This window comes from Thermostichus sp. MS-CIW-26, assembly GCF_054059115.1.
The window spans coordinates 1-12820 of sequence record NZ_JBSSBV010000002.1 but is presented as its reverse complement, the minus strand read 5'-3'; the positions used below and the strand labels follow the sequence as shown (position 1 = coordinate 12820).

The 12820-nt window shown below is 58.4% G+C and carries 10 protein-coding genes and 2 pseudogenes; 3 read left to right on the top strand and 9 right to left on the bottom strand.

What is annotated here, in order from left to right; all coding sequences use genetic code 11:
- Positions 1 to 104: 104 nt before the first annotated feature.
- Positions 105 to 716 carry a 30S ribosomal protein S4 gene (gene rpsD, locus ACVWZU_RS00985; protein WP_011432724.1) on the top strand — a complete coding sequence of 204 codons (612 nt, stop codon included), beginning with the start codon at positions 105 to 107 and terminating at the stop codon, positions 714 to 716.
- A 211-nt stretch (positions 717 to 927) separates the two neighbouring features.
- On the opposite strand, the pseudogene ACVWZU_RS00980 reads toward rpsD, so the two are convergent.
- Positions 928 to 1047: pseudogene (locus tag ACVWZU_RS00980) on the bottom strand (IS200/IS605 family transposase); the annotation flags it as partial.
- Between the two features lie 13 nt (positions 1048 to 1060).
- On the opposite strand from ACVWZU_RS00980, the pseudogene ACVWZU_RS00975 reads away from it, so the two are divergent.
- Positions 1061 to 2262, top strand: a pseudogene (locus ACVWZU_RS00975) (RNA-guided endonuclease InsQ/TnpB family protein).
- Positions 2263 to 2362: 100 nt separating this feature from the next.
- On the top strand, positions 2363 to 2869 hold the full coding sequence (locus ACVWZU_RS00970; RefSeq protein ID WP_457442892.1) for a heavy metal-responsive transcriptional regulator: 507 nt from the start codon (positions 2363 to 2365) through the stop codon (positions 2867 to 2869).
- Here ACVWZU_RS00970 and glmS read toward each other — a convergent pair.
- The 8 genes from glmS to rplI form a co-directional block, all read right to left on the bottom strand.
- Complete coding sequence (gene glmS / locus ACVWZU_RS00965; RefSeq protein WP_457442890.1) at positions 2830 to 4677, bottom strand: glutamine--fructose-6-phosphate transaminase (isomerizing); 1848 nt, start codon at positions 4675 to 4677, stop codon at positions 2830 to 2832. The two genes, ACVWZU_RS00970 and glmS, sit on opposite strands and share 40 nt — an antisense overlap.
- Before the next feature lie 176 nt (positions 4678 to 4853).
- Positions 4854 to 6077: an MlaD family protein gene (locus tag ACVWZU_RS00960; protein ID WP_457442888.1), complete on the bottom strand. Its 1224-nt coding sequence runs from the start codon at positions 6075 to 6077 to the stop codon at positions 4854 to 4856.
- A 4-nt stretch (positions 6078 to 6081) separates the two neighbouring features.
- A complete protein-coding gene (locus ACVWZU_RS00955) occupies positions 6082 to 6888 on the bottom strand; it encodes an ABC transporter ATP-binding protein (RefSeq protein ID WP_414329809.1) in 807 nt (268 codons plus the stop codon).
- Between the two features lie 204 nt (positions 6889 to 7092).
- Positions 7093 to 7980 carry a TerC family protein gene (locus tag ACVWZU_RS00950; protein ID WP_414374009.1) on the bottom strand — a complete coding sequence of 296 codons (888 nt, stop codon included), beginning with the start codon at positions 7978 to 7980 and terminating at the stop codon, positions 7093 to 7095.
- A 260-nt stretch (positions 7981 to 8240) separates the two neighbouring features.
- The gene (gene larB / locus ACVWZU_RS00945) at positions 8241 to 9074 is read right to left on the bottom strand and encodes a nickel pincer cofactor biosynthesis protein LarB (RefSeq protein ID WP_457442885.1); all 834 of its coding nucleotides are present in this window, start codon (positions 9072 to 9074) and stop codon (positions 8241 to 8243) included.
- A 46-nt stretch (positions 9075 to 9120) separates the two neighbouring features.
- Positions 9121 to 10017, bottom strand: a complete 897-nt coding sequence (locus ACVWZU_RS00940; protein WP_457442883.1) for a universal stress protein — start codon at positions 10015 to 10017, stop codon at positions 9121 to 9123.
- A gap of 131 nt (positions 10018 to 10148) precedes the next feature.
- Positions 10149 to 11924, bottom strand: coding sequence for a replicative DNA helicase (gene dnaB, locus ACVWZU_RS00935; protein WP_457442881.1), 1776 nt, complete (start codon positions 11922 to 11924; stop codon positions 10149 to 10151).
- A gap of 178 nt (positions 11925 to 12102) precedes the next feature.
- Complete coding sequence (gene rplI / locus ACVWZU_RS00930) at positions 12103 to 12567, bottom strand: 50S ribosomal protein L9 (protein ID WP_414329820.1); 465 nt, start codon at positions 12565 to 12567, stop codon at positions 12103 to 12105.
- Between the last annotated feature and the right edge of the window lie 253 nt (positions 12568 to 12820).

Below are 12820 nucleotides of genomic sequence, written 5' to 3'. Positions count from 1 at the left end.
CGCTTAATATAGTAGATCGCCGATTCTTTTGGTGCCTCGTCCTCTTGCTCCCCAGCTGACCATCTCTTGCTGACTTTGTTTGCTGATTTCGGAGAAATGCCCGCATGTCCCGCTACACAGGCCCCCGCCTAAAAATTATTCGTCGCTTCGGGGGACTTGATCTGCCCGGCTTGACGCGCAAGCGCCCCAAAAATACCAACCCGCCCGGTATGCATGGCGCCGAGCGCAAGAAAAAATCCGAATATGCCATTCGCTTAGAAGAAAAGCAGAAGGTGCGCTTCAACTACGGGCTGAGCGAGCGGCAGATGATCCGCTACATGCGCAAGGCACGGCGCTCCAAGGGATCCACCGGTTTGGCCTTGCTGCAAATGCTGGAAATGCGGTTGGATTGCATCGTGTTTCGTCTGGGCATGGCTCCAACCATTCCGGCAGCTCGGCAGCTCGTGAGCCACGGCCACATAGAGGTTAACGGCCAAAAGGTAACCATTCCCAGCTATGGCTGCAAAGTGGGGGATGTGATTACAGTAAAAAACAAGGAATCTTCCCGCAAGCTGGTGGCCGCCTACGCGGAGTATCCGGGGTTGTTTTTGCCGGACTACCTGGAGTTTGACAAAGAAAAGCTGCGCGGACGCATCAAGGAATTGCCCCCCCGCGAGCAAATTTGCGCCCCGGTCAACGAGCTTTTGGTGGTTGAGTTCTATTCCCGCAAGCTCTAGGGATCCCCTTTTGTGGCCATTGCAAATTGCGGGGGAATTTTGGGCAGTTTGACGTTCTCCTCACCCTTGAGGCCGGGGGATTTTTCACGGTTTGTTTTTTGTAGCGTTTCCCCTGCTCATCGCTCCTGTTGGCGATGCGTAGCGTTAGCTAGACCGCCGGGAAGCCCCGCCCTCTGTTAGTGACTAGTGGCTAGTCACTATCCACTCACCACTATCCAGGGTGAGGGTCGGGATGAAAGGCGGGGACACTTTGGTTTTCAATGGACTGGCCTAAAACCGAGACGGTAACCCCACCGCATGAAGCAATAAGGTAGGATTCATTCCAGTAGATTACCCTTGCCTCAATGAGAACTGCTTACCAGTACCGTTTGCGACCTACGCCCAGCCAGATTGCTTTGATGAGCGAGTGGCTAGACTTGTTACGGAAGCAGTACAACTACCGCTTGGCAGAGCGCTTTGCGTGGTGGGAACACAATCGCTGTGATAGCAATGCTTGTCCCTTAATCTGTCACTTGCCTGAGCTGAAAGACAGTCCCGGTTTCTACTCCCAAAAACGGGACTTGGTGAAGACGAAAGCCCTGTTTCCGCAGTACAGAGCAGTCCATTCGCAAGTCCTCCAGAACTGCATAGAGCGAGTGCACAAAGCATTCGACCGCTGGCTGAAGGGGGACGGTAACGGCAAGCGGGCAGGGAAACCCAGATTCAAGGGAGTTGGGCGGTATCGCTCCTTCAGTTTCCCCCTGATGCAACAGGACTGCATTTGCGGGCAGTTTATCCATCTGCCCAAAATCGGTGCTGTTCGGATAATTCAGCACCGTCCTTTGCCTGACGGTTTTGTCATCAAGACTGCTACCATCACCCGCAAGGCAGACGGGTGGTATGTGACCTTGAGCCTGCAAGATTCGTCCGTCCCTGAGTTTACTCCTGAGTCTGCAACGCTGGAAAACACTACAGGGATCGACGTGGGGCTGGACTCCTTTTTGGTGACCGACGCGGGGGAGTCTGTTCCAGTTCCCCAGTATTACCGCAGAGCCCAAAAGCGGTTAAAGAGACTGCAGCGGGCAGTGTCTCGCAAGAAGAAAGGGTCAAACCGCCTATGGCTAGTGACTAGTGGATAGTGACCAGTGGATAGTGAATAGTGACTATCCACTAACCACTATCTCAGCGCAAAGATTTTCATGACAAAACAGCGAACTGGCTGGTAAGCAAAGGCAAGCATATTGGGTACGAAGCCCTGAATATCAAAGGTATTGCGAGGACGAAGCTAGCAAAATCTACCTATGATGCTGGGTGGGGACAATTTCTGCAAATGCTGGCAGTCAAGGCTGAAAGAGCTGGGCTGAGGGCGATTGCAGTGAATCCCAACGGCAGCAGTCAAAACTGCTCTCGGTGCGGTCAAAGAGTACCGAAAGCGATTCAAGACAGATGGCATTCTTGTTCCCATTGTGGGCTAGAACTAGGGCGCGACCACCATGCGGCCATCAACATCAAGCACAGGGCGGTGGGGCATCCCGTTCTTTTCGCGTCAGCGGGACGTAGTCCTTGAAGCCCGCACTCTCTCGCTTTGGCGGCGCGGAGCGCTTTGCGTCAGCATGAGTGTGGGAGTATGTCACGCTGAAGAAATCTACAGGGATCCAGTTGGGGACATGTCGAATCCTGCTGCTGTCCGAGACTTGTCTGCTAGCCTGAAGATCGGCCAGGTGGCTCTAGCAGCCGGCTTGCCTGTACGCACGGTGCGCTACTACGAATCGATAGACCTGCTGAAGCCAACGGTGGAACGGGCGGAGTCCAGCTATCGGCTGTTCGACCCTTCGGTTTTGGTTCGTCTGGCCTTTATCCGCCGCTGCCAGAGCCTGGGCCTGAGCTTAGAAGAAATCCGCCAAATCCTGGATGTCCACGACCGAGGGGAGCAGCCTTGTCCAGAAATTCGCCAGCATCTGCAAGGCAAGCTGCAGGAGATTGAACAGCGAATTGCCGATCTGCAAGCGCTGAAAAGCCAAATTCAAGGTCTCCTCTCCGATTGGCAGATCCCCCCTGCGGCTGCTGATGAAAAAGAGGTGATCTGCCCGATTTTGCAAAAACCAGAGGCCAGGGGCGGCAAGGGCAACAGCCGTTACTCCACCGTTACCGACTTAGCCAAGTTGCGCGGCTGATCCACATCGGCTCCGCGGCGCAAAGCCATGGCATAGGCGAACAACTGCAGGGGGATCACGTTCAGAACCGCCGACAACAGGGGTGTCGTGCTGGGCACCTCGATGATGTGGTCGGCTTTCTCCCGCACCTGGGTGTCTTCGGGGTTGATGAGGGCGATCACCCGTCCCCCCCGCGCCCGCACCTGTTCGATGTTGGAGAGCATTTTTTCGTAGACGGGATCCCGGGTGGCAATGCACACCACCGGCACCCGCTCGTCGATGAGGGCGATAGGGCCATGCTTCATCTCCCCTGCCGGGTAGCCTTCGGCGTGGATATAGCTCACCTCTTTCATCTTCAAAGCTCCTTCCAGGGCAATCGGGGCGTTAACCCAGCGGCCCAGATAGAGCATGTTGGCAACATGATGGTACTGCTCCGCCAGTTGGTCGTAGAGGGCGGCGTCCTTCAGCATCAGGCTGATCTTGCCCGGCAGCTCAATCAAGGCTTGCAGGTGGGCTTGGATCTGGGCCGGGCTGAGGATCCCTTTGGCTTGGGCCAGTTGCAGGGCCAGCAAATACCCCGCCACCAACATGCCAGTAAACACTTTGGTGGAAGCCACGGCAATCTCCGGACCGGCATGGATGTAGAGAACCCCGGCATCCGCCAGGCGGCTGGCCTGGGATCCGATGGCGTTGACAATCGCCAGGGTCGGGATCCCTTGGGTGCGGGCCTCGCTCATGGCTGCCAGCGTATCGACGGTTTCTCCCGACTGGGTTAAGGCCAGCAACAGGTGGTTGGGGCGCAACACCGGCTGGCGGTAGCGAAACTCAGAGGCGTAATCCACCTCTACAGGGGTACGGGCCAAGCTCTCGATGAAGTACTTGAGCACCCAGCAGGCGTGCCAGGCAGTACCACAGGCTACAGCGTGGATGTGCTCGATGTGGGCCAGTTGCCCCTCAGAAAGCGTTAGCCCCTCCAGTGTCACCCGGCCCTGTTCCAGATCCACCCGCCCCCGCAGCGTATCGGTGGTGGTGCGGGGCTGCTCAAAGATCTCCTTTTGCATGAAGTGCTTGTAGCCTCCCTTGGCGGCTGAGACGGGATCCCAGGCCACGGTGATGCTGGATTTGCGCAGCTCCTCGCCGGTAATGCGCAGGTAGCGCACTTGGGACTCCGTGAGAACCGCCATTTCCCCATCTTCTAAGAACACCACCTTGCGGGTATGGCGGACAATGGCAGGCAGATCGGAGGCCACGAAGTTTTCCCCTTCTCCCTCTCCCACCACCACGGCTCCGGCATTGCCCAAACGGGCTGCGATCAGCCGATCCGGCGCCTCCCGATCCAGAGCCACCACGGCGTTTCCCCCCCGCAGTTGCCCCATGACCTGGCCAAAGGCCGCCTCAAAGGAGCCCAGCTCTTCGGTGTAGAGACCCAGCAGTTGGGCGATCACTTCCGTATCGGTTTGGGAGCGAAATGGGATCCCCCGCTCCAAGAGGCGCTCCTTCAGCTCCAGGTAGTTTTCCACAATGCCGTTTTGGATCACCACAATGCGCCCGCGCTCGTCGCACTGGGGGTGAGCATTTTCTTCGGTCACGCCGCCGTGGGTGGCCCAGCGGGTATGTCCGATCCCTACCTTGGCGGTGGGCATGTTGGCGGTGAGCTTCACCAGCAGGTTGTGCAGCTTGCCGGTGGCGCGGACAACTCTCAATCCTTCTTCGGGATCCACTGTGGCAATGCCGGCAGAATCATAGCCCCGATACTCCAAGGTGCGCAGGCCCTCCAACAGGATGGGGGCAGCCCACTGAAAACCCACGTAGCCGACAATGCCACACATTCCTCACACCTCAACCTCAGTCGCGCCAGCGTTGCGTAGCAATACAGGCAACACCTTATCCGCAAAGCCTACCCCAGGTTGGGGATCCCTTCAACGGCTTTGGCCGCCGTTGTTACCTCAGCGGGTCATCTCAGGGATCCCAGACTCCCGCTAGAGAGAGGGGAAAGGCAGCCAACTTATGGGGAAGTCTGCGGCTGCCATCCTTGGGATCCAGGGGCAACTCCCTGGGCAAAAGAGACGGGCGCAAAATTGAACTGATAACCTTCGGCCACCGCGGGCTGGATCCCATCTTCCCCAGGGACGCTGGAGACCAAGTTGCTCAGCCCCAATACCAACTCTCGAATGCCGCGGCGAAACTGGGGATCCCCGGTCAGCTCGTCGATGTCGGCGGTGATCTTTTGCATGTTTTGAAAGGTGATGCGCGCCGAATCGAGGGTTTGGCGCAGAGTAGCTAAAGTGCCCGGATCGTTGAGGCTGGCGGCAATCTGCCGCAGATCTTCGGTAGCTTGGGCCACGTTCTCCGCAGCCGCTCGCACCTCGGCCAGGATCTGGCGCACATCGGCCTGGAGTTGTGGATCGGTAACCAGCGGGCGCACCGCGCTCGACATGGCCTGGAGATCGGCGCTCACCTGCTGGATGTTCTCCAGAGCGGCGTTAAGGGAAGTGCGGTTTTGATCCACCAGGGCGGTGAATTGATCGGCAGCCGCTTGCAAACTGCGGGCAGTTCCCCCCACAGCTCCAGCCGCGTCTTGGATGGCCGTGGCAGCGGTCGTGAATTGCAACAAGTCCAGATCTTCGGTGCGCAGGGCAGCTACTCGCTCTTCCACGGTTTCTGAGAGATCGGCCACGCTATTGGCGACGCGGGTGAGCCCTTCTAGGGTGGCGTTAAGGGTGTCGAAGAGCTCATCGTCGTTGATCCGTGTGAGCAACTGATCCAGCCGGATCAATAACTGGCCAAAATCCACTCCAGGTTTGCCCTCCACCACATCCCCATCGCAGATGATTTGACTGCTGTCGCAATCCGCTGCCAGAGGGGATCCCGTTGCCGCCTGACCCCTCCCCTGGGGCAGGATGTCCATCACCGTTTCCCCCACCAACCCCGTCTGTTTGGTTACAAACAGGGCGTTGCGGGGAATAGCCAAAGGCTGGTCAATGGCCACCTGCACCTCCACTTGATTGGGTTGAGGCGTGATACGCTCCACCCGACCTACGGTTACCCCCCGCAGCCGCACGCTGGATCCCTCTGTCAGGCCGACCACGTTGGTATAGGTGACGGTAAATTGAAAGCCGCGACTGCCAAAGCGCAGGTTGTAGATCCACAAAAACAGGCCGGCAAAGCCCAGCGCCCCCGCCAGGATCAACAGGCCCACTGCCCCTTCTCGTACTGCTCGCGAACGCATCACCTCACACCTGCCCCGCCACTTGAATCGGCCCTTCTACGCTACCGCTGAAAAACTGCCGCACAAAGGGGTTATCGCACGTTTCGATCTGCTGCACGGATCCCTCCCACTGCACCCGCCCCTGGGCCAACAACACAATGCGGTCGGTGGCGCGGTAAATGGTGCTGTGTTGGTGGGTCACCACAATGTAGCTCTCACAGGCTTTTTTCACCTGCTGCAGCTCCCGGATGAGATCTTCAATTACCGTGGAGGCAATGGGATCCAAGCCCGCTGTGGGCTCGTCGTACAGCAGCAATTGGGGCTCATCCTGGGGCAGAGAAGGATCCTCCATGATGGCGCGGGCGAAGCTAGCCCGTTTGCGCATCCCCCCCGAGAGTTCTTCTGGCAGGTTGTGCTCTTTGCCCGCCAGTCCCACCGCCTCCAGCTTGGCGGCCACCAATTCCTGAATACGGGAGCGGGGCAACTGCGAGTGCTCGTAGAGCAAAAACCCCACGTTTTCTTCCACCGTCAGGGAGTCGAAGAGGGCGGCCTGCTGAAACACCATCCCTACTCGCAAAGGGGGAGTTGCATGATGGGCTTGAATCTCCGAGAGCGGGATCCCGCACCAGAGCACTTCTCCAGCGTCTGGCTCCGTTAGGCCGGCAATGATGCGCAGCAGCGTCGATTTCCCGGTGCCCGAAGGCCCCACCAGGCCCAGGGCCTCACCCCGGTACACCTTCAGATCCACGTGGTCAAGCACCACCGTCGAGCCGAAGCGCTTGGAAACTTGGCGCAGCTCCACCAAGGGGGCAGTGCTCTGCACTGCTGGCATGCTCAGAACCTCCGCCCTCGCCAAAGGCTGGAGCCTATTTTCCGCGGCCTGCTGCTCCTTTGGGCTGTCTATGCTGCTTCTGAAGCACTTGACCAATGATTTCAAGCAAAACTGGGGGCTCAGGATGCTTCCCTCCTTGAGTCGGCTTCACTGCTAGTTTAGGAGTCGGCAGGGGCCGAGGCAATGAAGCAGCCCACAGCCCTATCAAGGCAGATCAGGGATCCCTGGCGATAGGCCCAAGCCGTACCTCTCCTCTCCATTCTCTCTGCTCTGGGGCTCAGGGGCGAGGTCTTCCTCAAGGGCAGTCACCCAACCGGAGGGGACGATTTCCATCTCGTCTGTAACCCCTGCTCTTTTCTCTTCCCTCTTCTCTCCGTCAGCCAGCTCCGGCTGTTCATCCTGCTCCGAATTGAGTTTCACGCGCCGCGAGAAACCCCAGACAAATAGGGGGATCACAGCCACCACCATCCCCCACTCCGGGATCTCGATTTGGGGGAAAAACACCTCCAACAACATGGTGCTCCCCACCAAGGCGATGATGGCAAAAGCGGCGTCTTCCAGGTGAGAGAACTCGTCCAACCAACGCAAAAACAGAGAAGCCATGTAGCGCATCAGGGTAATGCCGAGAATGCCGCCGAGGATAATGACCCAAGCCTTGCGGGAGACGCCCACCGAAGCGGCGATGCTGTCGAAAGAAAAGACCAGATCCGTCAGTTCCACCATCACCAGGGTCTGCCAAAAATTGGCGTGGCGGGTGATGTCCTGTTCTTGGCCTTCTTCCTCGCCCCGAAAGTGCTGCCAGGCCAGCCAGAGCAGGTAGCAGGCTCCCAAGAATTGGGCGGGCGGATACTCCACCAACCAAACTGCCGCGAAGACAATAGCAATGCGAAAGCTGTAAGCGCCAATGATGCCCCAGCGCAAGGCCCGATTTTGTTGCTGAGGGGTGGGCAGATGCTTCACCAGAGCTGCTAGGGCAACGGCGTTGTCCGCAGAGAGGGCGGCCTCCAAAAACACCAAAGCCACTACCAAGAAAATATCTGTCCAGGTGAAGGACTGAGTCATCCCTTGCGCCAGGATCAAGGTCGCTCCCATCGCATCTGTTGCATTTTTGACAAGTGTTGCATCAATTAGCATATTCGCGCGTTTTGTCCGCCCCAGTCAGTCCAACACAGCAGTTAACCAGCGTAGGAACTCTCCCCATCTTCGGATAAAGGTACCCCAGAAAAAGGCATGAACCCAGTTAGGTGACCAGAGGCAACACCCTCAAACTCCCGAAGGATGGGAAAGAGAAAGCCCAAGCCTAAACTATGGCCTGAGTATAGCCTGTTTGGCTCAGGATCTATTTACAATTCTTAACCTTCCGAAATCTGTCGATTCCCTGTTGGATCTCCAGTGGGGCCGCATGAACTCAATCGAGCTGCCAGCCGTTGTCCGCAACGCAGGATCTGGCCTGCCAGAATCGCCGCCCCAAAACCGTTATCAATGTTCAGCACTCCCACCCCCGCTGCGCAGGAGTTGAGCATAGTGAGCAGGGCAGCCAAGCCTTGAAAGCTGGCCCCGTAGCCAATGCTGGTGGGCACAGCGATCACCGGACAATCCGCCAGACCCGCCACCACGCTGGCCAAGGCCCCCTCCATGCCCGCCACCACGATCAGCACGTCTGCTTGCAGGGCCGCCCGGTTGTGCAGCAGCCGATGGATCCCGGCCACCCCCACATCCCAGAGGCGCTTCACCTGAAACCCAGAAAGCTCGAGCGTGAGGGCGGCTTCTTCTGCCACCGGTAAGTCGGCAGTGCCGGCGGAGATCACGCTGACCTGTCCAGGATGGCTGACCACCTGCCGGGGCGGGATCCAACACAAGCGGGCCAACTCGGAATACTGGGCCTGGGGCAAGCGGCTGCGGATCTCGGCATACACCTGGGCTTCGATGCGGGTGGCCAAGGCCAGGGATCCCCGCTGGTGGAGTTGCTCCAGGATCTGGGCAATCTGATCTGGGGTCTTGCCCGGCCCCCACACGGCTTCGGGAAAGCCCGTGCGCAAGGGACGGTGGTGATCCACATGGGCGAAGTCTCCCACCGGCTCAAAGGGCAGAAAGCGACAGGCTTGCAGGGCTTGCTCTGGGGTGAGCTCCCCTTGGGCCACCGCCCGAAACAGATCCTGCAGCGCTGTCGTAGAGGGGGGGGTCATGGAGGATGAGTTAATCTGCAACACTCGGCTTGGATCTTGCCTGGATTTATTGGGCCAAAGACCCGCGCGGGAAAAACAACACCGGATGCCAACTTTGCCGCAAAATCTCGCCGGTTAGGCTGCGAACCGACCACTCCCAGAAGCTGCCCACGTGGGGGGAGGCAGTGGCGATGGCCGTCATGTCTTCATCGGCAGCAGTAGCTAGGATCTCTTTGAGAGGGGATCCCACCCGCACCAGGGTGCGCAGCTGTACGGGCTTCACCTGCTCGCTCAGGGGTTCAAGCACCTGGGCCAGGTCAGCCTCGGCTTTGCGTTGGAGCACCTCCACCGGAGTTCCTTGGTTGCGGCGGGCGCTGGGATCCACCACGTAGAGCAGGGTAAGCGTCTGGCACTGGGAAGTACCGGGCAGCAGGTGGCCGAGATGGTTCAGCAACTGCTGACGCGGCTGCTCAAAGTCAAAGGGCACCAAGAGGCAGCGAAACAGGTGGCGGCTGCGCAGGCGCAGTTCCTCCAGGGTAAAGGTAGCCAGCAGTTGGGGGCGCATCACCAGTAGAGGGATTTTCAGCTTCGGCAACAGCGTCATGGTGGTGCTGCCGAACAATTTTTCGGCGAGCAGGTTGTGGGTACCCATGCCTGTAATCAGCAGATCGGAGCCATAGGTTTGGATGCCTTTTAGGATTAGATCGGCTGGCCTGCCCGCCTGCACCAGAGCCTCGACTTCCAACCCTGCTGGGATCGGGTTCAGCAGCTTCTGCAACTGGGCCTGCTCTGCCTGGACTTCGGGGGTAATGTCGTCGGGAATGCCGATGTCGTCCTCTTGCCAATCTACGCTGCGGACGAAGGTGACGCGCTCGATGCCATTGCTGTGCAGATCTTCTAGACACTTGCCAAAACGCTGCAGGCCATCTCGGCGGTCGGTGGCAATTAACACGTTTTTAAACATATCGTTTTGAGCATTAGGAGAGAGGGTAGCCGGCTCAAGAGCAACGCTTTGGCCCGCAGCGATCCTAAGCTAACACCTTGCGGGGTTGTTCCCAAGGCAGCAGCTCCGGATCCCTCTTCAGCGTCGATTGCTCACCGGTTGGGATCCGCCAGGTTGCGAAACTGGGTGTACTGGCTTTCGAACAGCAGGCGCACGGTACCGGTGGGGCCGTTGCGATGTTTGGCAATGATGACCTCGGCAATGCCGCGATCGCTGGTGTTGGGATCGTAGTATTCCGGGCGATAGATCATCATCACCAGATCGGCATCCTGCTCGATGCTGTTGTGAACTAGCAGACCGTTGGCCACGAAGTTGTGGTGGCGGGGCATTTCGACGTCGTAAACCGGCTGAGGCTCCCCCGGCTCGCTGATGAACACCACCGGATCCCAGATCAGCCCCTCCTGCACTACCACCGCCACCTCTTCCTCCAATTGCAGCTCGTCGAGGGTTTTCCAGCCGTCTGGGGTCAAGAAGGGATGGTTGCCGGTGGCGCGAATGGAAAAGTTGAGGCGGGTCTTCAGAACACAGGTGGGCTGCCGACCACTGCAAAACACTTTCACAGGCTGTTGGGGCACCAAGCGCCCGCGCCCGTTCAAGCTGAGCAGGCGGGGCAGTTCCGCCGAAGCCGGCAGGGCCGCCAGTTGATCCAGCCGCCAGATCTTGCCGCGATCCGCATCCATCACCTGCGTATCCCCGGCCAGACAGCCCGATTCCCGCAGATCCGCCAGCTGTGGACGTTTGTCGGAGCGAGACTCAACAGCTCGACTGAGCTGAGAAAGCACCAGCACCGGCACCATCAGCTCTTTGGCCATGGCCTTGAGGCCACGGGTAATGCGCGACAGCTCCTGCACCCGGTTGTCGGCGGCGGATCCCTGCATCAGTTGTAGGTAGTCGATCAACACCATCCCCAACGTTCCCCCCTGTTCCGCCTGCAAACGCCGCGCTTTGGAGCGAATTTCTGTAACGGTACAGTCGGGGGTATCGTCGATGAACAGGGGCAATTGCGATAAAAAACCAATGGCTTGGCCCAGGCGCTGCCACTCGTGTTCGCTAATGCGCCCAGAACGCAGACGGCTGCTGTCGATGCGGGCTTCGCTGGCCAAAAGCCGCTGCACCAGTTGCTCTCGTGACATTTCCAAGCTAAAGATAGCGACCGGCTGCTTGGTGTAGGCAGCCACATTTTGGGCAATGTTGAGGGCCAGGCTGGTTTTCCCCATCGAAGGCCGACCGGCCAGGATCAACAAATCGGATCGCTGCAAGCCCTGGGTCAGGTTATCCAGGTCGATGAATTTGGTCGGGATCCCAGGGAGCTGAGCCCCACTCTGGAACTTCTCTTCCAAATCCGAGAAGATATTGACCAAAACCTCAGAGGCCGGGATGAGGCTACGCTGCACCCGCTCTTGGGTGAGTCGAAACACCTCCTGCTCGGCTTGATCCATCACCTGAGATAGGGGTTGGCTGGTATCGTAGGCCAAACGAGCCAAGGTATTGCTCACCTGGATCAACTGGCGGCGCATGTATTTATCCATCACCAGGCGAGCATACTGGTCGATGTTGACGCTGCTGACGGTTTGCTCTAGCAGGCGACGAATCGCCCCCGTTCCCCCCACCCGCTCCAGAAGATGATGATCTGCCAACCAGGCAGACACAGTCATCAAGTCGGTGGGTTGGCCTTGGCTGTGCAGTTGGAGGGCAGCCCGGTAAATCTCTTGGTGGGCAGAGATGTAGAACATCTCTGGTCGCAGAAACTCCGCGACCCGCACCAACGCATCCGGATCGAGGAGAATGCCCCCCAGGATTTCCTCCTCGGCTTCAATGTTTTGAGGAGGAAGCCGATCCCCACCCGTTAAGTCGTAATCGCTGATCACCGCAAGCCAGGATAGGAAAATCAACCCAGCCCTAGGGCAACCGGCCTCTCAGCCAAGCAGGCCCACTCAGCAGGTAGGCCAAGCTACAGGCTGAGCATACCCGCTTGTTGCCTAAGGCAAAAACCCTACTCACCCCGGGATCCCTCACGGGAACTCAGGGATCCTCGAAGGTGAGTCCTCATTCGGGAGTAACCTGAATGCGCAGCGTAGCGGTAACTTCGGGGTGTAGCTTCACCTGCACGGGATAAACCCCGGTTTTTTTGATTTCCTCGTTGAGGAGAATGTTGCGGCGGTCGATATCCAGGCCGCTGGTAGCCAGCACCACCTCGGCAATATCGCTGGTGGTAACCTGCCCGAATAGGAGATCGTGTTCTCCCACTTTCTTACGGATGACGAAGCGACCAATGGTCTCCAGAGCGGTCTTGTAGTTTTCCGCCCGTTGTTTTTCTGCCAGTTTACGAGCCGCTTCCTGCTCCAGACGCATCTGCTGCTCTTTCAATATGCCAGGGGTAACCCGCACCGCCATCTGCCGTGGGAAGAGGTAGTTGCGAGCATAGCCGGGCTTGACGTTGACAATCTCTCCGGGCTTGCCCAGCCCTGGGATCGCCTGGCGCAGCACAACCTGCATGTTACGTTTCGACATTGGGAAGACACTTCTTTTCTCGACAGCCCTCCATTCTAGAGGCTCAGCAGGTTCATCGTCAGCCCAGAGTGCCATAGCCACCAGCCCGTCGGCATAGGGGATCCCTTCTCAGCTAGAAATCGCAGGAGCCCCGCACTGTACCCGTAGGGTCAGTGCCAGGAGGAATGCGCTTTGATGAAGTACAATGAACTTATGAGCCAAGTCCTGACCGTCTCCTGTAAGCTCAAGGCGTCCCAGTCGCAAGCCGCCAAAT